At 59.2% G+C, this 18,561-nt stretch carries 14 protein-coding genes; 5 read left to right on the plus strand and 9 right to left on the minus strand.

The window, feature by feature from the left end; translation table 11 throughout:
• The first annotated feature begins 40 nt into the window (after positions 1-40).
• The gene (locus C7378_RS03780) at positions 41-1,942 is read left to right on the plus strand and encodes a glycoside hydrolase family 127 protein (protein ID WP_131991883.1); all 1,902 of its coding nucleotides are present in this window, start codon (positions 41-43) and stop codon (positions 1,940-1,942) included.
• A 4-nt stretch (positions 1,943-1,946) separates the two neighbouring features.
• Here C7378_RS03780 and C7378_RS03785 read toward each other — a convergent pair whose 3' ends face one another.
• Positions 1,947-2,885: a serine hydrolase gene (locus C7378_RS03785; protein ID WP_243648047.1), complete on the minus strand. Its 939-nt coding sequence runs from the start codon at positions 2,883-2,885 to the stop codon at positions 1,947-1,949.
• 88 nt (positions 2,886-2,973) lie between these two features.
• On the opposite strand from C7378_RS03785, the gene C7378_RS03790 reads away from it, so the two are divergent.
• A complete protein-coding gene (locus tag C7378_RS03790) occupies positions 2,974-4,077 on the plus strand; it encodes a serine hydrolase domain-containing protein (RefSeq protein ID WP_131991886.1) in 1,104 nt (367 codons plus the stop codon).
• A 120-nt stretch (positions 4,078-4,197) separates the two neighbouring features.
• The gene (gene murQ / locus C7378_RS03795; protein ID WP_131991889.1) at positions 4,198-5,184 is read left to right on the plus strand and encodes an N-acetylmuramic acid 6-phosphate etherase; all 987 of its coding nucleotides are present in this window, start codon (positions 4,198-4,200) and stop codon (positions 5,182-5,184) included.
• Between the two features lie 55 nt (positions 5,185-5,239).
• On the opposite strand, the gene C7378_RS03800 is transcribed toward murQ, so the two are convergent.
• Complete coding sequence (locus tag C7378_RS03800) at positions 5,240-6,994, minus strand: SpoIVB peptidase S55 domain-containing protein (protein WP_131991892.1); 1,755 nt, start codon at positions 6,992-6,994, stop codon at positions 5,240-5,242.
• Positions 6,995-7,072: 78 nt separating this feature from the next.
• Between C7378_RS03800 and C7378_RS03805 the strand changes: the two genes are divergently transcribed.
• Positions 7,073-8,449 (plus strand): VWA domain-containing protein, encoded by a 1,377-nt coding sequence (locus tag C7378_RS03805; RefSeq protein ID WP_165876630.1) that lies wholly within the window; start codon positions 7,073-7,075, stop codon positions 8,447-8,449.
• Positions 8,450-9,125: 676 nt separating this feature from the next.
• Here C7378_RS03805 and C7378_RS03810 read toward each other — a convergent pair.
• The 7 genes from C7378_RS03810 to C7378_RS03840 all read right to left on the minus strand — a co-directional run bounded on the left by C7378_RS03810 (position 9,126) and on the right by C7378_RS03840 (position 17,624).
• Entirely contained in the window at positions 9,126-10,562 is a 1,437-nt protein-coding gene (locus C7378_RS03810; RefSeq protein ID WP_131991898.1) for a hypothetical protein, read from the minus strand.
• Positions 10,559-11,923: a KGGVGR-motif variant AAA ATPase gene (locus C7378_RS03815; protein WP_131991901.1), complete on the minus strand. Its 1,365-nt coding sequence runs from the start codon at positions 11,921-11,923 to the stop codon at positions 10,559-10,561. Before C7378_RS03815 ends, C7378_RS03810 begins: the two co-directional genes overlap by 4 nt.
• On the minus strand, positions 11,920-12,198 hold the full coding sequence (locus C7378_RS03820) for a hypothetical protein (RefSeq protein WP_131991904.1): 279 nt from the start codon (positions 12,196-12,198) through the stop codon (positions 11,920-11,922). Before C7378_RS03820 ends, C7378_RS03815 begins: the two co-directional genes overlap by 4 nt.
• Positions 12,199-12,909: 711 nt before the next feature.
• Positions 12,910-13,326 carry a DUF1398 domain-containing protein gene (locus C7378_RS03825; RefSeq protein ID WP_131991907.1) on the minus strand — a complete coding sequence of 139 codons (417 nt, stop codon included), beginning with the start codon at positions 13,324-13,326 and terminating at the stop codon, positions 12,910-12,912.
• Between the two features lie 44 nt (positions 13,327-13,370).
• Entirely contained in the window at positions 13,371-13,844 is a 474-nt protein-coding gene (locus C7378_RS03830; RefSeq protein ID WP_131991910.1) for a MarR family winged helix-turn-helix transcriptional regulator, read from the minus strand.
• 203 nt (positions 13,845-14,047) lie between these two features.
• Complete coding sequence (locus C7378_RS03835; protein ID WP_131991913.1) at positions 14,048-16,504, minus strand: ABC transporter permease; 2,457 nt, start codon at positions 16,502-16,504, stop codon at positions 14,048-14,050.
• 622 nt (positions 16,505-17,126) lie between these two features.
• Positions 17,127-17,624: a permease gene (locus tag C7378_RS03840; protein WP_243648048.1), complete on the minus strand. Its 498-nt coding sequence runs from the start codon at positions 17,622-17,624 to the stop codon at positions 17,127-17,129.
• Positions 17,625-17,891: 267 nt separating this feature from the next.
• On the opposite strand from C7378_RS03840, the gene C7378_RS03845 reads away from it, so the two are divergent.
• A complete protein-coding gene (locus tag C7378_RS03845) occupies positions 17,892-18,539 on the plus strand; it encodes a TetR/AcrR family transcriptional regulator (protein WP_131991919.1) in 648 nt (215 codons plus the stop codon).
• Positions 18,540-18,561 lie beyond the last annotated feature (22 nt).

The following is an 18,561-nucleotide window of genomic DNA, read 5'->3' on the forward strand; positions in this document are numbered from 1 at the left end:
CATTCGCCACGCTCTCCCCGACAGGAGTAAAAAGAAAGCCATGCTCAACCGCCGTCACTTCCTTTCTTCCTCGCTGGCCGCCGCCTCCGTAGCCCTGCTTCCTCGTCCGCTTCTCGTCGCGCAGGATGCAGTCGTAGACAGCCCCGCAAGCAACATCGCGGGTGGTCGTGAAAAGGTTTCCTGGCGCGTCCAGCCCTTTCCCATGCAGCAGGTGCGCCTCCGCGACGGACTCATGTTGCGCGCCCAACAGATCAACCTCGCCTACCTCAACCAGCTCCCCAACGACCGCCTGCTGCACATGTTTCGCCTCACCGCAGGCCTGCCCTCCACGGCAGCGCCGCTCGGCGGATGGGAGGCGCCCGATGGCGAGCTGCGCGGCCACTTCGCCGGCGGCCATTATCTCTCTGCCTGCGCTCTCATGTATGCCAGCGCCGGCGATGAAGCCATCCGCGCCAAGGGCAATGAACTCGTAGCCGAGCTCGCGAAGTGTCAGAAGGCCAACGGCTACCTCGGCGCCTATCCTGAAAACTTTTACGATCGCCTGCGCAACTATCAGAAGGTCTGGGCGCCCTTTTACACCTACCACAAGATCCTCGCCGGCCATCTCGATATGTATGTGCACTGCGGCAACCGGCAGGCCCTCGCCACCGCGGAGAAGATGTCCGACTGGGCAGCCAGCTGGGTCGCGCCTCTCACCGATGAGCAGTTCGAACGCATCAAGCTGGTCGAGCAGGGCGGCATGTGCGAGTCTCTCTTCAATCTCTACGCGCTCACCGGCAACCCGAAATATCTCGCCCTCGCGCGCCGCTTTGAACACAAGAAGATCCTCGACCCGCTCGCACAGCAGCAGGACGATCTCGCCGGCAACCACGCCAACACCAATATCCCCAAGATCATCGGCGTAGCCCGCGGCTATGAACTCACCGCCGAGGACCGCGACCACACCATCGCCACCTACTTCTGGCAGCGAGTCACTTCGCAGCACGCCTACGCCACCGGCGGCACCAGCAACCATGAGTTCTGGCAGGCGCCCGGCAAGCTCTCTACCGAGTTAGGCAAGTCTGCCGAGGAGTGCTGCTGCAGCTACAACATGCTCAAGCTCTCCCGTCACATCTACGGCTGGACTGCCGATCCGCATGTCATGGATTACTACGAGCGACTGCTCTACAACGTACGCCTCGGCACACAGGACCCCAGCGGCATGCTCATGTACTATGTCTCCCTCAAGCCCGGCTACTGGAAGACCTTCGGCACGCCCGATAAATCTTTCTGGTGCTGCACCGGCACCGGCGTCGAAGAGTACTCCAAGCTCAACGATTCGATCTACTGGCATGACGACCACGCCCTCTACGTCAATCTCTTCATTCCTTCTGAACTGAACTGGCCGCAGAAGAATCTCCGCGTCATGCAGCAGACCGCCTTTCCTGTTGAAGAGGGAACTACTCTCACCTTGCGAACTACCTCCCCATCCGCATTCCCGCTGCACATTCGTGTACCTTACTGGGCCACCCAGGGCGCCACGGTTAAGATCAATGGCAAGCTCCAGCACATCGCTGCCGAGCCCGGCACCTATCTCACGCTCGACCGCACCTGGCACGATGGCGACAAGGTAGAGATCGCCATGCCCATGTCCCTGCACACCGCGCCTCTGCCGGATAATCCCGCCTTGCAGGCTGCCATGTATGGTCCGCTCGTGCTTGCCGCGCAGATGGGCCGAGACGGCCTCACCCGCGAAATGATCTACGGAGACTTAGGTCCCTTCGCCAAGGGGCAGAAGGACTACGAGCCGCCCACGGCGAGGGCCGCCGGCCGGTCCCCGTGGCTCAAGCGAACCTCTTCGCCTCACCTTGAATTCGTCAGCGCCGACAATACCCGCGCCGTTCCTCTCTACACCATCATGGACGAGCGCTACAGCGTCTATTGGAAAGTCGAGAACGCCTGACCGTTTACTTGGCCGCCCACTTATCGACAATGGTCTTCGCGAGGTGCGCCATCAGCACCTCGCCTTCGTTGTCCACGGTCCAGCTCTGGTCCTTGTTGTCGTAGGTGAAGAGCGAAAGCACGATGGGCCCGCTCTTCGCATACACCACGCCCACATCGTTGCGCACCGCATCGAGCGCGCCCGTCTTGTTCGCGATTGCAGAGTCTTTCTCTGAGCTGTCGATCGTCTCCAGGTAGCGCGGAATGCTGTCGCGATAGAACTGATTCTTCAACATGTGCAGCGCTGCCCCGCACAGCTGCTCATCCTCCGCCGTCTTCGCCGCCGTGCTCCCTGGCGGATTCAGGTTGCAGTCTACATACCGCTGCATCACGCTCGCCATCTCCCGCGGCGTCGTCTTGCCCAGCCCGAACTGCGTCTGGTCCGCCGGCATTGATCCCTCCGCCGGTGCAAAGACTTTCTTGTAGAGCCACGTATTCTTCAGCCCCAGCGCCACAATCTCATCGTCGATATTCTTCAGCCCCAGGTGGCCGATCGCAAGGTTCGTCGCCGTGTTGTCGCTCACGATCACCATCATCGTCAGCACATCCTTGAGCGTCAGCGTCAGGGGAGTGTCGAAGAACATCAGCACTCCCGACCCCTGCACCTGGTCCTGCTTCGTGAGTGTGATCTTGTCGTCGAAGTGCACCCGTCCCGCCCGCACCTGCTGCAACGCATCGTAGAGCACCGTCAGCTTGATGACCGAGGCCGTCTGCACCGGCGTATCCGCGTTGAGCGCCACCGTCTGTCCCGTCGTGAGATCTTTGGCAAAGAGGGCGACCTTGCCGTGGTATCCCGCCGTCATCGTTTGCAGCTGTGCTTCGAGCGCCGCGTCATTCTGTCCCATCGCGCATCGGCCCCAGCCGGTGCAGAGCAGCAAGGCAACCACCATCGATCTCAATCTCATCGAAACATTATCTCCACACTGGACGCGAACCATTGGCCCTGAAGAACTTGTTTCGCTAATATAAGCACACTTTGCTTCAGGAGCGAGCATGACGGAGATCACCACCAATTCACAGGACCGCTTCAGCGACGCCATCGCATTGCTGGAGACTTCCGTTCGGGAGCGCGTCTTTCCCGGCGCCGCCTGCGGAGTCCTTCACCGTGGGGAGGTGGTGCTGCAGCGCGCCGTCGGCCGCTTCACCTATCAGGACGACTCGCGCCCCGTTCAGCCTGACACTGTCTTCGATCTCGCCAGCGTAACCAAGGTGCTCGCCACCACCGCCGCCGCCATGCTTCTCTACGACCGCGGCATCCTCAAGCTGCAGACGCGCCTCGGCGATATTCTCCCCGGCTTCGTCATCGGCAGTGGCGGCACCGGCAAAAAGGATGTGACCCTCGGCATGCTGCTCGCGCACTCTTCCGGCCTGCCCGGCTACGCGCCGCTCTACGAGCGTGCTCATGCGCCCAATGAGCTGCTCCGCGATGCGCTGCAGCTCCCGCTCACCGCGGTGCCCGGCGAGCGTGCCGAGTACTCTGACATCGGCTTCATCCTCCTTGGCAAAGCCATCGAGGTGCTTTCCGGCGACTTTCTCTCGCGCCTCTGCGCCCGCCAGCTCTTCGCGCCCCTCGGCCTCGACGCCACCGGCTACTGTCCCACTGAGGCGCTGCATCCGCTCATCCCGCCTACAGAAGACGATCGCGTCTTCCGTAAAAAAGTCATCCAGGGCGAGGTTCATGATGAAAACTGCTGGGCCCTCGGCGGCTGCGCGGGTCACGCCGGAGTTTTCTCCAACGTGCAGGATGTACTCACCTTCGCCCGCTGCATCCTCAGCAACGGTGCGCTGCCTGACGGCCGCCAGCTCTTCAAGCCCTCGACCATCGATCACTTCGCCACTCGCCAGCCCGCGCCCTCCGGCTCTTCGCGCGCGCTCGGCTGGGACACGCCATCCGATCCTTCCTCTTCCGGCAGCCATTTCAGTCAGCGCTCCATCGGGCATCTCGGCTACACCGGCACGTCCCTCTGGATCGATCGCGACCGCGATCTTGCCGTCGTGCTGCTCACCAATCGCACCTGGCCCACGCGTGAAAACAAGGCTATCCAGCAGCTTCGCCCGCGCTTCCACGACGCTGTTCTCTCCGCGCTCCTCGCGTAGCATTTCATTTCTGGACAGTCTGGGTTGTCGTGAATGAACTCCTCTTAAGATTGGCCATGCGCCCCATTGACAGAAGCGATACAATCGCTAGTGGTAGACAGCGCGACGAGTAAAAAGACAATGGCAACCATGACACCTCCGCAAGCCGATGCCCAGCGCTCAACAAATGGACACACGGGCCCCGTCCAGCAGCCACTCACAAACCTTCATGACCTCCTCACGGAGAGCGGAAATGAAGCATCCTTAGGTTTCGACACGAAGTCCGCTCTCGAAATCGCACGCATCATCAACCATGAAGACGCCAAGGTGGCGACCGCGGTCAAGAAGGCACTTCCTGAGATTGCTCAGGTCATCGATGCCGTGGCCCGCAGCCTGCGTGATGGCGGACGCCTCATCTACATCGGCGCCGGCTCCAGCGGCCGCATCGCAGCTCTTGACTCCTGCGAGTGCCCACCCTATTTCTCCAACTCCCCGCAGCAGATTCAGTACATTATGGCTGGCGGCCCCAAGGCTCTCGCCTCGCCTGTCGAGGTCAACGAAGACTCTGAGGAGCTGGGCCAGCGCGACATCGCGCGCCGTCGCCCCACCCGCAAGGATGTGGTCATAGGCCTCTCCGCCAGCGGCCGCACCCCTTATGTCGTCTCCGCCGTGGCCTATGCTCGCGCGCGCGGCGCCAAGACCGCCTGCATCACCTGCAATCCGAACACGGCGCTCTCCGCCGCCTCTGATATCGCCATCGTGGCCGAGGTCGGTCCCGAGGTCATCTCCGGCTCCACCCGCATGAAGGCTGCAACCGCACAGAAGACCATCACCAACATGATCACCACCGGCGCCATGACGCGCCTCGGTTACGTGTACGGAAACCTGATGGTCAACGTCCACATGCAGAACTCCAAGCTCATCGAGCGCGGCATCGGCATCCTCATGCGTGCCTGCGACGTCGATCGTGAGACCGCTGTCCGCACCATCAAGTCTGCTGGCCGCAGCGTTCCTGTCGCACTGGTCATGCTCAAGGCAAACGTCGACAAGCCTGAGGCTGTACGCCGCCTCGCCAAGTCTGACGGCAATGTCCGCCGCGCCATTGAAGACACCACTCTGGAACTATAGACAGACCTGGAAAGCTCGCTCCTGACCCCTGCGCAGGGGTCAGGAGCGAGTAGCCCTACTCCACCATCAGGTTCAGCACCTGTTCCCCTGACAGCATCGCATCCACGCCCACTGAGGCCAGCGGCACTGCCGACTCGCCGCTCAGGGTCAGCTTATGGTTCTGCTTCAGCGGCTCCAGTGCATTTGCCATGGAGATCGGCAACGTAGGCAGCGTGCGTCCCTCCACCGTAGCCTGCGCGGATGGCGCCAGCAGCGTCACATACAGCCGGTCGTTCGGATGCTGGCTGTTCAGCTGCGCAATCGTCTGCGAAACATCCAGCTGCTGTCCTCCTGCCTGCGGTGGCTGCAGCAGCCGGTCCAGCGCCGCTCCATTGCTGATCAGCAGCCGCACCGGCCCATCCGGCAGCGTTGCCGGCAGCTTCACCGGGATGCGCACATTGCGCACCTCCCCGTGATAGGGCCGCAGCGTCGCTTCAATCGTCACCGTATCGCCCGCATGCATTGTCGTCGTCGTGCTCACCGCGCTTTCAAGCTCCGCCGTCAGCCGCTTCGGCACCGCTTCGATGGTCACATCCACGCTCCGGATCGGCGTCCGCCGCGCGGCATTGTCATACAGTCGTGAGAAGTCGCTCCCCACCATCAGCGCGGCAATCATATTCGCCGGCCCCAGCTCCGTCGGAGCCACCATCTCGTCCAGCGCCACCGGCTGGTAGCCTTCCATGCTGATCGTGCTCCGCACCCGGTAGCTGGTCTCCGCCGTGTAGTTGTTGCTCTCCATCAGTCCTTGAAAGACGGAAACCATCACCGCCGACGGTGTAATCTGCGGCTGGTCCACCACCTCCAGGTGCAGCTCCCGCGGCGTGCCTGCGCCCGTGATGTGCAGCGTCACCGGAATCATCCGCGCCGCCACTCCAAAGCGTCCCGCAATCGCCGTCTGGCGATCTTCGGTAAACGAGCCAACCGTGTCCGTCGTGTTCACGATTTTGAAGGCGTTATAAGGGGAGGGAAGCGTCGCCAGCACCTCTGCCTTGGTCATAGGCAGCGAAACCGGCCCAAACTGCGTGATCGGGTGTCCGCAGGCGAGCAGCTTCTTCGCGTCCACATAGGTCGCCGTGCACGTTGCTGAAATCTCCAGGTCGCCCCGCACCAGCAGAGCGCTCACCGCCGAGCCGGGAATGATCGGCTCCGGCTGGTGTTGGCTTCCGCCGCCTCCGCCCAACCCTGCCACCGCCGTCAGCCCCAGCCCGGGCGTGTGCTTGTTCCACAGCTCCACCGCCGCCGCGCTGAATCCGTCAAAGACCAGCGGCGTCTCAATCGGCCGGATCGGCCCCGTCTCCGCTCCCGTGCTCGTCGCCGCCATCTCCATCGGCACGGTCTTCTGCATGTCCCGCACCTGCAGCATCTGCTCGATTGGCGTAATCCCCGCGATCGGCTCCTTGCTGAACTCGCCGATGCGGTACGCCAGCGCGCCCGCCAGCTTCCCGTCGATATACACCGGGCTGCCGCTCATCCCCGCCACCACGCCCGTATACTCCGGCTTCGCACCATGCAGCCTCGCCAGGATCATGTCCTGCCCCGGCCCCAGCGCATTGTGCAGCAGCCCCAGGATCTCTACATCCATCGGCTCCGGCTGTGTGCCTTCAAAAACCGTGTAAGCCACTCCATGCATCCCGCGATGGATCGCCGACACGGGAAACACTCCGGCCGTCGAAGGCGGCGGCGTAGCCGCCATTTGCGTCTGCGCCGGCATTGTGGCAGGAATCGTTACAGCAAGGGAAAAACAGGCGGCGATTTTTGATATGGCTTTCATACGGACATCTACGTCTATAAGAGTAGACGTACCCGGGCTTGCGGCAAAGCATCCCGGCGTCCGAAAATGATCTCATTTATGAAATCAGCTTCAGGCGATCACGTTTCTACCCTCCCGGCCATCCTTCGCAGGACCACCGCCGTGTTCGCCTGCGCTGCCGTTCTCAGCTTCCAGCCCATCTCGGCCGCCGCTCAGCAGACCGCGCCCTATCCCCAAACCCAGCCCCAAACCAAGCCCGACCCGCAGACCGCGCCGCCTTACCCGCAAACCGCCCCTTATCCTCAGACGGCGCCCTATCCGCAGGCCCCGCCACCCGACCAGAAACCTGACCAGAAGCCGGCTCAAAAGCCCGATCAGCAGCAGCAGACCGCGCCGCCGCCCAACCCTCAGGACCAGAGCGGCCCCGCCGACGGAGGCCCCACCGGAGACAATGGCGCCATCGCCATCCCCCGCAAGGCCCAAAAGCAGCAGAACGTTCCGCCGCCCCCGCCGCCGCCCTCCGAGCCCCAGGTCAAGAACCCTCCCGGCCTCCAGAACTACTCCCTGCGTGTTGACGTGCCCGTCGTCAACGTCGACGTAGGCGTCATTCTTGAGAAGACGCACCAGTTCGTCCCCAACCTGCAGCAGGAAAACTTCCGCGTCTACGAAGACGGCATCCCTCAGCAGATCACCAGCTTCCACCGCATCCAGGCGCCCATCACCGCGCTCCTTCTGGTGGAGTTCGCGGCCAACAGCTGGTGGTTCATCAATGACATGCAGATGGCCGCCTACAGCTTCGCCCAGCAGCTCAAGCCCGACGACTACGTGGCTGTCATGACCTATGACATGCACACGCAGATCCTCACCGACTTCACCCAGGACAAGCGCCTCGTCTACGACTCTCTCAACTCGCTCCAGATCCCCTCCTGGCAGGAGACCAATCTCTTCGACGCGCTCTACCAGTCCCTTGACCGGCTCACCCGCATCGATGGCCGCAAGTATCTGGTGCTCATCTCCTCCGGCCGCGATACTTTTTCCAAGATCACCCTCGACAAGGTGCTGCAGAAGATCAAGGCCACTCCCAACGTGACCATCTTCTCCATCGGCACCGGCCAGACCGCGCGCATCCTCGCCGACGGAGCCGGGCGCATGGGCCCCATCCACGAGATCGACTTCCTCCAGGCTGATAACCAGATGTCCACCTTCGCCCGCATGACCGGCGGCATGGCCTTCTTCCCCCGCTTTGAGGGCGAGATGCCGGACATCTTCCACCAGATCAACGAGTCCATCCGCAACCAGTACGTGCTCAGCTACCGCCCCACCAACTCACGCCAGGACGGCACCTACCGCAAGATCCGCGTAGAACTGGTAGACCAGGAGGGCCACCCCCTCCGCATGCAGGACGAAAAACACAAACCACTCAAGTACGACGTAATTGCCCGCGACGGCTACAAAGCCAAACAGGAAGTAGAGTAGCTATAGCTTGTTGAGATAGGAAAAAGGGTAGTCCCCACCTACCACGAAATATCTTTAGCCATTGGTCGAAGAAAGCATCGCCACCTGAATAAGCAGTGCCAACTATCACCCAACCTCCGAATAGTAATCTACGCTCAATATGTGCCTCGGCGATAACGGACTCTTCGAGATGTGCGTGAGAGGGAAGCGAGTATCGGAAATGCCATTCGTCCAGTGAAGTCGCCCTCGTTCGCGCCTCGTTCCCCACAAACGGCTATTGAGGAATGCCGATTTCGTTTGGTTCCTGTTCGCGCATTTTCTGTCTTGACTCGATTAGCTCGTCGCTTAGGCGCGCGTCGTAGATCGAACGAGGCTCAATGGAACGGGCGATGAGTGCCAGTTGTGCCCACCAGGCCAATGCACGTTTCCAGCGCCCTAACGCTCTTGAAACGCGCATTGGCGATAATGCACTCACCGAGCAAGCCGAGCGAAGAATTACCGATCTGCCAAATACGAAGATGAGTTAAGAGTGACGAGATGCGCGTTTAGACCTCACCAGCCACACATCCTCGAGCATTTGCCTCTAAACGATCAACAATTTGGCTTACTACATAGAATCTAAAGCCACTCCCACCCAGCTCAGGGTCAGCCGGAAGGGTCCGAACACGGCGGAAGCCATTCACTCCCTTTTACCGCATCAGTTTTTGCGAGGAACGGCGACGCCGCCCTTGCGCAAGACACCTGCATCAACTCGGAAGATGTCGGGCACGTTGATCTTCCCATTTGCCCGCTCTTCCATAACGGCGACACTCGTCATGGTTTTGAGTAACGCTTCTGGCGTTCCATTCAGGTCCATCCCGATCGGAGCTAAAAATCTATCTTGCTGCGATTTATCGAGAATCTGCTTCACTACTTCGTCTTGCTTCCAGAGTTGGATGAGGTGCGACTGTTCCATGGGGACAAACTCTCCGCGAAGAGGCCGCAGAGCAAGCGGTATCCAAGGAAAATCCTCGCTCAGTTCAGTCATGCGTACCTTGGAGGCGCGGCGAACACCTTCGCTCAAGCCGAGGCGATCCACGGCTTGTGTTTGTGGAGCGGGATTATGTTCAGCAGCCGTTTTCCAAGCTGTGAGAAACGTCCGTGGCGAGCAGTTGTTCTTGGCATCACTCAAATGCAAAGGAACCCAGGAATAGACGCGACCACGTTTAGCGTTCGTTCCCATAAACTCACCCGCAATGCCTGAGATGAGCGCTTGCTGTTGCCCTGGATCGACGGTAGTCTTGCCGGCAATCGGCAGAGCGGAGGACGCACCTAACTGAGTTGCAAGATCTTTGAGGGTCTGTTCAGCAGCCTCTCGACGTGAAATTTCGAAAAGCAATAAGCCGTATAGCTCATGTGCCTCCCATCCAAGATTGACGTGATCGTTCCGCAACTTTGAACTATCCGGGAAATGGAACAACTCGCTATCGGAAAACTGATCCACTCGCATAAAGACTTTCGCACGAACGGAGCGGAAAGATTGCAGACCCAAGATCGTGATCAACAAGCCCCTAGTGAGGGCTCTAATTGTGGGCCAATCCTGTGAAAGTCGATCGAGTGCGTCGAAAAGGATAAGGACATAGGAATCACCGTTGGCCTCATCGGCGTCTGTCAATTCTTTAGCATAAGCGAGGGGGTTGAGTTTAAGGCGTTGAATATCCTCGGCTAGATGCGCCTCTCCAGTGCTCGTTTGCACTGACTTGATCGCGCGAAGCAGAACCGCTCGCCAAATGACTTCAGGGTTTTCACCGCTTTCGAAGGCCTGCTGGATCTCATGAATAGATGGCGTCGATGGACTGAGCTTCGCAGATCCATTGAAGCCGAGAACGACTTTCGTTCGAGATAACGTTGGGAAGGAGTAAGCATCTGCAACATGTTTCAGCACGTTTGGGTTGAAGAGTGCGTGAGTCCAAAAACTCTTTCCCATCCCGCGATTGCCAACCACGAGTTGCCGCTTTGTGTCGAGCACGCCGCGATGCCCATTTGGGAAATAGACACGATCAATGTCGATCGTTTCATTGGGTGCGACTTGGGGTGCGATCTCAAGATCCCCGAGCGCCTGCCGAATAGAGCGCTGATCGATTGGTAGAGTCATAATGACGGGCTTTCAGCCTCGCGAGAAGCGGGCGTCTCGATCGCCAATATGCGATCTATCCCCTGGAGGAAGGGCCGGTAGGCTGCCTCATAGAAGTCCTTTGTCAGTTGATCAGGCTCGAGGACTGGATCAAAGTCGACAAAATCCTGGGAAAACGGGATGATAAGCGGCCAGTGAGGAGAATTTTCATCATCGATGTCGAAGTTTATGGCATCCAAGTTGACTTGTTCCGGTCTATCTTCATCGTAAAGATTCTCTGCAAAAAGATCATATAGAGCTTCACGATGCCGAGTTCCAACGCGTCTGTCCCCCCCGGCTTTGGCATAGACCGCCTTGAAAAGAAGGCGCCACTCCGCTCGCTTTCCAGCGTACGTATCGCGCTGGGCAAGGAGTCTCAGACCCGCGAACAGAGCGCTATAGCCGTGAATGGTCTGAGTTTGCGCAGTTCCAAATAAAAGAACCGTTGCGCCAAGGCCGAGAATCGCAGGAGCGGTGATCTCGGACAGTCCAGCCCGCGTATCAATGAGGATCACGTCATATGACTCTTTGTGAGATAGTCGAGAAATCATAGAGTTGATCTGATCGGTGACGGACGTAGAGGAGCCATCCTGTGCCACGTCCTCAAGAATCGCCCGAGAGATTTTCGCGAGCGTGTTGTAGGGGTATAACAGTGCTTGTTTTCCAAAGGCAGGAAGCACATTGACACGTCCGCCACTTGCGCTGGTCAACGGACTAGTACCTACGAATGTTTGAAGAGACTCCTCCGAAATTCCGACTATACCGTTTTCGACCAGATAATCCACGGAACCAAAGTCCGGCAGCCGGTCCTCAGGAAGCAGCATGTCGCCTATACCTGGAGCCTCAAGGTCGAGATCGACGATAAGCACATTTTTACCCCGGCGGGCAAGGTCGGCGGCCGTAACAGCGAGGGCTGTAGATCTTCCTACGCCACCTTTGAGGCTGCCAAAGACAATACGCGGTGGTCTGCCTGTTTCTTCACGCGGCGAATCGAGCCATGCTGATCCAACGATCCGGCGGTCCAGAAGCCGAAACTCTAAGGATTCGATAGTGATTGGAAGAACAGCAGGATCATCCAATAAAGTTCTTGTGCCAGCTTCATCGCCGAAGCTCACCACTCCATCTCTTCGGGCATAGGGACCTAAGGCATCGCTGAGGTCCTTCTCAAGCTTGTCGCGCTTGTCCACTGTTGGAGCAACTGTATCGCTTAAGAAACGTAGCCGTCCGCTGGTGTCCCGCACGATCAGACCACGCTTCAGGTCTTCACCGCCCAAGTGGGCCGCAATCGCGGACGCGAAGATTTGCAGCGACGCATCGAATGTAATCCTGATCGCTGCGCTCATTCAGCCTCCATGCTCTCAACCAACGCCTTAGCAGACGCTTCCCACGCGTCAATGTCATTCTTCTGGATATCTTTTGTGGGGGCGTAGCGCATGTTCGTGTCCCAGTTCTGAAAAAGCGAAGAATTCTCAGCGATTCTCCGCAATTCTTCTGATCGCCGCCCACTGGCAATGGAGAGCATCTTCTTTAGCGCTGGGAAATGGGCAAAGTACGGATCATCTCGACGCCTCTCGGGAGGTAATGGCGGCATACCGCTGTCCTTCATGATCTTCTTCACCGCCAGTTCTCCAGAAAGGCCGAAAAGATAACCCGCTACAGCCCGACATCCAGGTTGGAGACCTGCGCCCTTCTCAGCGCAGAGAACCTGTGCCGACTTGAAGTGCCGGTGCGCCGCTACTCTCATATCTGTGGAGTACGCCATGTTGACCGTTGTGAACCTTCCAGATTTAGAGTAGCAGCTCGAAACGCCATATATGGGCTTGCAAGCAAGAACGAACCAAGGTCCCTCTGCGTTGCGAAGGGTCAGGAACGCTGATTCGGAAACCATTGAAGCCTTTCAAGTCAGCCGGATCCGCCGATCCCTCTCCGCATGGTCTTCGGTTGGTGATATCAGGCCAATGCACTCATTGAGAATTCAGCATCGAACCGGCCGAATCAGAAAAGCAGCCGGGTGCCTAAACCTCAGGTCTAGATCCTGAGACCTGGGATCGCAAGAGCTCCTCCCAGCGACGGATTACCCGTGAGCCCGCATGTCGCCGAAACGCAGCTCCTGCAGAATCCTCAAGCCCGGGCCTCACGCCGAAAGCATTCCGAAGCACTCCACTCCGGAAGCGCGCAAATATCGGATGGGATATGTGAATGTTCTCCTCGGCGAAATCGAAAGGCCCATGCCGACCGGCAGGGCTCATCGGATTTTTCAGCAAGTGCCTCGGCGACGCTTCGCTTGTGGAGAGCTCTCGTTCCGCGCAAGCACACCTCCTGCATCGGGCTATTCAATCTGAACAGCGGGATAGGCTTCGGTGTATTCCTCGCCGCTGCAGCCCAGATACGTCACCGTGCGCGCGACGAAATCAACATCGTAGCGAACGATTCCGGCTCCCCAGGTAGCTGCGAGGAATTCAGGAAAGGTGCTTTCGCCAGCCTGGTCGATTCGCAGAGCCTTGATGAGGGCCTCTCTATCGAAGCCTGGAACATCCGCAGTGCCTGAAACCAGCGGTGTTCCTTGCATCACCACCGGCCCGTGCCCAGTCAGGAACAGGCTTTGGCAAGCCGGGAGCGACCAGATGTTGCGAGAGACTCCGGCCTGTCGCAGGCACTCGGCAAGATAAGGGAATCCCCCCACCTTCGGGCGGATCGCTGCCGCTCTCTGCATTGCCGTGTTCAGATTGTCGATTGCCTTGCTCATCCTGTCTTCTCCTTTTGCCATGCATGGATTGGTCATAAGTTGCGTCATTCGATCGGGACATCGCGGATCTGATGACAGGTTGCGAGCTTGCCAAGCAGACGGCCAAGCGACTGTCTTTCGTCGGAGTCAAGACAGGCGAAAAACTGATCGTCGTTGCGATCGGCAATCTTCGCCAACTCAGGAACAATGCGCCGTCCGGCGGCTGTCAACGAAAGCAGTTGGACACGATTGTCCTCGGGCTTGACCCGCCTCCTGATCCAGCTTTTCGCCTCTACTTTGTCGAGGATCTTGGAGACCGCTCCGCGAGTCATCGTCAGGGCGTCGGCCAGTTCTCCCGGCGTTGCCTGCCTCCTGTCATAGAGCTGGCGCAGCAAAACCCACTCGGCGACGGAGGTCCGCTTGGCCTGCAGCGCCCGGGCAAAATTGCCCGAGACCGCATTCGACACCCGCCGGAGGCAATACCCCAGATGAGTTTCAAGATCCGAGACGGGTGCAGTGGTCTCCGAAGTAGTTTCCATGGAAACAAGTATGATTTCCATGGAAACCATTGTCAACTCTCTCGGCTGGCAACTGGAGATATCGGCAAGCTTCTGCGGAGATGATGCTCAAGTCCGTCGCCTGCGCGTGCAACTACGACGGCTCCCTGCCCTGTTCCCCTCGCGGAACACCTTGCCGGCTTCATCACCTCGTGCGTCGCCCTCCGGTTTCGCCACAAGCCCACTTATTCGACGCGGAGTGCGGACATGGGCTCGAGTTTGGAGGCGCGGTGAGCGGGAATCCACGTGGCGGCGAGTGCCACCATTGTCAGGATGATAGGGACGGAGATGAAGACGAGCGGGTCCCAAGCTTTGATTCCGTAGAGGAAGCTTGCGATGAGGCGAGTGAGGCCTAAGGCAGCTCCTGTGCCTATGACGACACCGATGATGGCGAGGGTCATGCCCTGGCGAACGACGAGGTTGCGGATTTTGGCGCGGTCGGCTCCGAGCGCCATGCGGATGCCCATCTCCTTCGTGCGCTGCTGGACGGAGTAGGCCATGAGGCCGTAAATGCCGATGGAGGCGAGGATGAGCGCGCAGACCCCGAAGATGGTGAGCAGCAGCATGTTGAAGTTTTCGCGCGCGGTGGAGAGGACGACCACTTCATCCATGGTACGGATGTGGGCGACGGGGAAGCCTCCGCTGGCCTGACGGAGCTGCTCGGTAATCGCGGAGATGTACTGGTGGGGATCGCCGTGGGTGCGGACGAGCCAGGCGATGGGGCCGATGCGGGCGTTGAGCGCGGTCAGACCGTCTGGGACCTGAGACTGCGGCACGATCATCAGCGGGCGCGGTTCCCGGTTGAGACCGCCGTCCCGGATGTCTCCGACGACACCAATGATTTGGCGGGCGGGCTCTACATACTCGGGGCCGATGCCTTTGCCGATGATGATCTGCTGGCCGATGGGGTTGCCTTTGGGCCAGTACTGCTTGGCCATAGTTTCATTGATGATGACCACCCCGGCGGCTCCGGTGGAGTCTTGTATGTTGAAGTCACGGCCCTGGAGGAGGGGAATCTTGAAAACGGAGAAATACCCGGGTGAAGCGCTCATCCAGCCGGCGCCGCCGGTGTAGGGGCTTTTGCCGGTGGGGCGGCCTACGACATTGAAAGGCAGTCCGAAACCGCCTTGCAGGGGGATGCAGCAGCTTGAAGCTGAGGCTTCGACGCCGGGAATGCTGTTAAGACGCTCGCGCGCATCCCGGATTAGCTGGGCGACCCCGGCGGTCTTCTGATATTTGTCTCCTGTCAGAGACATTTCCAGCGTGAGGACGTGGTGCGGGTTGAATCCGGGATTAACGCCGCGCAAAGCGATGTAGGTGCGAATGAGCAGGGCGGCGCCGATCAGGAGGATGAGGGCGAGCGAGACTTCGCTGATCACAAGCAGCGAGCGGCCCTTGCTCTGACGGAATCCGGTACCGGCGCGGTTGCTGCCCTCCTTGAGCGTGGCATTGAGATTGGGTCGCGCCGCTCCGATGGCGGGGAAGAGCCCGAAAAGGATTCCGGTGAACACGGAAACCCCAAGGGTGAAGAGTAGAACGCGCCAGTCGATGCCGACGGCGGCCCCATGCTCGCCGATGCGAGGAATATCGCCGGGGTTCAGAGCGAGAAGAGCGCGCACGCCGACGAAGCCGAGGAGGAGCCCGAGGATACCTCCAGCGGTGGCGAGCAGAATGCTTTCGGTGAGCAGCTGGCGGATGATGCGCACGCGGCCTGCTCCCATGGCGGAGCGAATGGCGAATTCGCGCTTGCGCCCCGTAGCGCGGACGAGGAGGAGATTTGCGACATTGGCGCAGGCGATGAGAAGGACGAAGCTCACGGCTCCTATGAGCACGAAGAGCGAGGAGCGCACGCCGCTGACGATGGCATCGCGGAGAGGCTGGACGCCGTATGTTTCGTGAGGATCGAGCATGTTGGGATAGCTGCGGCGGAACTGGTCGGCGGCAATTTTCATCTGGGCGTTCGCCTGGGCCAGGGTGACTCCGGGCTTGAGGCGGCCAGCGACGAGGAAGTAGTGGCCCTGATCGTTGCTGTTGGGGTCGAACTGGAAGGGCAGCCAGAGGTCGGCGGGAGGATCGGTATAGAAGGATTTTCCGATGACGCCGAGGATGGTGTAAGGCTCATTTCCAAGCATCAGAGCCTTGCCGACGATGTGTGGGTCGCCGCCAAAGCGGCGCTGCCACAGGCCGTAGCTGATAACGACGAGGTGGCCACTGTTGGGGCGGTCTTCCTCTTGTGTGAAGGTGCGTCCGAGGATGACCGGGGCGCCGAAGAGAGCGAAATACCTCTGCGTAACATGGAGGCCCTGGACGAGCTCAGGACGACCGCCAGTGATGTTGTAGCCGGGGCCGCCGAAGTCATAGGCGGCGACATCCTGCACGACCTTGGTCTGCTGCTGCCATGTCTGGAAGTCGGTGGCGGAAGCGACAGGTCCGTTGCCTTGGGGCGATGTGTGCATGAACAGGACGATGCGGCCCGCGTCCGGATAGGCGAGCGGTTTGAGCAGGACACTATCGACAACAGTGAAGATGGCGGTATTGACCCCGATTCCCAGAGTGAGTGCCGCCAGGGCAGCGAAGATAAAGCCGGGGTTGTTGGCGAACATGCGCAGCGCGTGCTTGATGTCTTTCCAGAGGGCGTTCATTGTGTGCTCCGTTAGGGAGTGGCTGCAAAAGTTCTGACTTGCTGGTGATGCCTTTGCTGACACCGAACTGAGATATACGGCTCGCTCCGCATCAGAGTTCAACCGGATGTGAAGGTTGGACGAGAAAGAGGTTGGGTGAATCAAGGGTGCGGCAAAATAATGGGAGTTGGATGTCTGGCCTGAGACTTCCTCCCTGACGAGCTCTCGACACCAGAGCTGCAGCCGGTGTTATTGGATCGATCAAGCCTGTAAAGCCGAACCGTCCGGTCAAAGTCGTCTCCCAAATCGGTTACGAATATAACTGGCGAGAAAAGGGCGGTCCAGTACCAAATCGCCCCAGGCTAAGTGGATTTATTGATGAGTAATAAGATAGTCGGCCAGCATTCGTCAGCTTTATCGCCGCGTCGACCGCATGAAGCCGGATGCCCCACGTCTCGATTCTGAGACCTGGGATCGCAAGAACTCTTCCCAGCTACGGATTACTCTCTGAGCCCTCATGTCGCCGACACGCGGCTCATGCAAATCGTCAGCTGCTCGCCCACGACGAGCGCGTCGTATCCCGAAGTATCATGCTCTCTTTCACAGGAGCTGTTCTCAGGAGGCGCCAGGCTCGTCAAAATCCTTAACTTGTGTAATCCAGAAACAATACAAGTAGTCCGAATGCCGCGATCATTGCCGCGGAAATCGATGCTAGTCTTCCATTTCTTTCCGCTTTGGCTGAGACGTCCAGCGCTGCACGCCAGTACATCAAGGCGCCTGCGACCACGAGAATGAACTCCACGAATGCCGCCGCCGGTGGATGATTCCAGAGTCCCATGCCGAGGTATGGCAGGTGTCCGAGGTTTCCCGGCAGCACAGGCATGTCAGCACGATGGACGACGAGATCAAGCATCCAGTGAGACGCGCTGACTGCCGCGATAACCAGCGCGACTCTCCTGCCCAGTCTGGGTAAGAACATAGCCCCTAAGGCTGCGGACAGTGCCAACATGCCGACCATCGAGTGTGTGTAGTCCGCATGGATAATCATGCCGCCGTACCCCGTATGAATCGGTTGCAGACTTTCACGATGAGCAAGCAGCAAAGGAACAAAGATAATGTCGAGCCACGCTGTGGCTAGCATGAGGGCCCAAAGAGGCGCGGATCTCTCACGAGATTTCACGATTGCGGCAAGACCAAAGTGCCCAGCTATCATTGGGCGCTCTCCCCATTCTTGGCAGATGGCCAGGGAAGCCGACGATCGACCAGCCCGACCACGACAACGAAAAGAACAATGCCAGCGATAAAGGGCATATTCACTCCTTCAAAATCGTGTTATCAGCATCAGACAACTTAATAGCTTACACCGTAAGCCTTCGTCTCAGACCTGTCAAGACTTACAATGTAATTTATGGCCTATCCAAAACTTCTGTCCGCAGCCGACATCCTGAAAACGGCCGTTCACATGATCGAACAGGATGGTGCCGATGGCCTTTCGCTGCGAGCAGTCGCGTCGGTACTTGGCGTTAAGGCGCCAAGTTTGTATCGCTACTTTCCGCAGAAGGAAGCGCTCGAAGTTGCAGTCGTTGAAGAGATCCTGAATGCGATGCTGGGCAGGATGCAGGCTGCGTCCGCCAGCCCAGACCCGGAGATCAGGTTCCGCAAAACGGTTGACGCGTATCTACAGTTTGCGCGGGAACGATTTCAGCTCTACACGTTCCTCTTGCAGAGCCGCCGTCCCGAGACGTATGCCTCAAAGGCGGGCAAAGCCGTCTGGAAGCTCGTGGTCGAGGCTGCAAGCGCGGTGTCCGGACTGCAGGACGATACCGCCGCCGCAGTCGCTATCTGGTCCTTCTTGCATGGCTACGCCACTCTTGAGCACTCTGGTGCGTTCGGGGCATCCGGCCCCAAAGGTGGACTGGAGCGGGGTGTGGAGGCTTTCTTGAGCAGCTTTCGCAGTCGCGCCCGGCCCGTTCGGAAAAAACGTCCACCACGCACGACAGACCTTCGGCGGGCAGGAAAGAGGTCGTTACGAAACCCCACCCGGTCGAGTAATTAAGAAATGTCGGCGATCAGCCTAA

The sequence above is a fragment of the Acidipila rosea genome, assembly GCF_004339725.1.
GTDB classification, from domain to species: Bacteria; Acidobacteriota; Terriglobia; order Terriglobales; family Acidobacteriaceae; genus Acidipila; species Acidipila rosea.

Coding starts and splice junctions, on each gene's coding strand:
- C7378_RS03780 (WP_131991883.1), top strand. CDS start 41: ATGCTCAACCGCCGTCACTTCCTTTCTTCCTCGCTGGCCGCCGCCTCC.
- C7378_RS03785 (WP_243648047.1), bottom strand. CDS start 2,885: ATGAGATTGAGATCGATGGTGGTTGCCTTGCTGCTCTGCACCGGCTGG.
- C7378_RS03790 (WP_131991886.1), top strand. CDS start 2,974: ATGACGGAGATCACCACCAATTCACAGGACCGCTTCAGCGACGCCATC.
- murQ (WP_131991889.1), top strand. CDS start 4,198: ATGGCAACCATGACACCTCCGCAAGCCGATGCCCAGCGCTCAACAAAT.
- C7378_RS03800 (WP_131991892.1), bottom strand. CDS start 6,994: ATGAAAGCCATATCAAAAATCGCCGCCTGTTTTTCCCTTGCTGTAACG.
- C7378_RS03805 (WP_165876630.1), top strand. CDS start 7,073: ATGAAATCAGCTTCAGGCGATCACGTTTCTACCCTCCCGGCCATCCTT.
- C7378_RS03810 (WP_131991898.1), bottom strand. CDS start 10,562: ATGACTCTACCAATCGATCAGCGCTCTATTCGGCAGGCGCTCGGGGAT.
- C7378_RS03815 (WP_131991901.1), bottom strand. CDS start 11,923: ATGAGCGCAGCGATCAGGATTACATTCGATGCGTCGCTGCAAATCTTC.
- C7378_RS03825 (WP_131991907.1), bottom strand. CDS start 13,326: ATGAGCAAGGCAATCGACAATCTGAACACGGCAATGCAGAGAGCGGCA.
- C7378_RS03830 (WP_131991910.1), bottom strand. CDS start 13,844: ATGGAAACTACTTCGGAGACCACTGCACCCGTCTCGGATCTTGAAACT.
- C7378_RS03835 (WP_131991913.1), bottom strand. CDS start 16,504: ATGAACGCCCTCTGGAAAGACATCAAGCACGCGCTGCGCATGTTCGCC.
- C7378_RS03840 (WP_243648048.1), bottom strand. CDS start 17,624: ATGCTAGCCACAGCGTGGCTCGACATTATCTTTGTTCCTTTGCTGCTT.
- C7378_RS03845 (WP_131991919.1), top strand. CDS start 17,892: ATGGCCTATCCAAAACTTCTGTCCGCAGCCGACATCCTGAAAACGGCC.